Origin of the sequence: Acidiplasma cupricumulans (genome assembly GCF_001402935.1) — an archaeon.
GTDB classification, from domain to species: Archaea; Thermoplasmatota; Thermoplasmata; order Thermoplasmatales; family Thermoplasmataceae; genus Acidiplasma; species Acidiplasma aeolicum.
In genome coordinates this window covers 1-526 of record NZ_LKBH01000236.1, presented here as the reverse complement: position 1 = coordinate 526, position 526 = coordinate 1, and the positions used below count along the sequence as shown (strand labels likewise).

Genomic DNA, 526 nt, shown 5'->3' with positions numbered 1-526 from the left:
ATCATAATAGAAAAGTTTACACTGAAGCCATTCTGTGAGATGTGCAATTCCTTTGACTGCATTCATGTGAAATATGCCATGTCGTTTAAACAGGTCAGGAAGAATTTCATTGAATCGGTTAAACGCATATGCCATAACTGCGGCCATTACAATGACAATGATGCAAATTACTGTGTTCATTGCGGCAAGAAACTGGCAAAATCTGGGGATGATAAACAATGAAGGAGGCAATAAGGGTGCAGAATCCAGATGGTTCCTTTAAAATAGTATTCAGGGAAAATAACAACAGGCCCAGTAATAATATTAAACAGGAAACAAAAGAAACAAAGGATAACAGCGATAACAAAAAACATGAAAAAAAGAAGAAAGAGATCCAGGATCCAAGATATTTTAATCCATTAAATCCGGAACACATAGATATCTTTGGCAGGGATCTATTAAACAAGGACCTTATTTTTTCATTATTAAACGGTGAGACAATAAAGGGCAAAATGATAGGCTTTGGCCAGTATGAGATTTTATTAGA

2 protein-coding genes are annotated in these 526 nt (G+C 35.4%); both read left to right on the top strand.

The features are described 5' to 3' along the window. Positions 1–222 (top strand): zinc ribbon domain-containing protein (locus AOG55_RS06540; protein WP_156318785.1); only part of this gene is annotated, 222 nt, incomplete at its 5' end. Further along, on the top strand, positions 219–526 hold a 308-nt coding region (locus AOG55_RS06535; RefSeq protein WP_156318784.1), incomplete at its 3' end, for a hypothetical protein. The genes AOG55_RS06540 and AOG55_RS06535, both read left to right, overlap by 4 nt.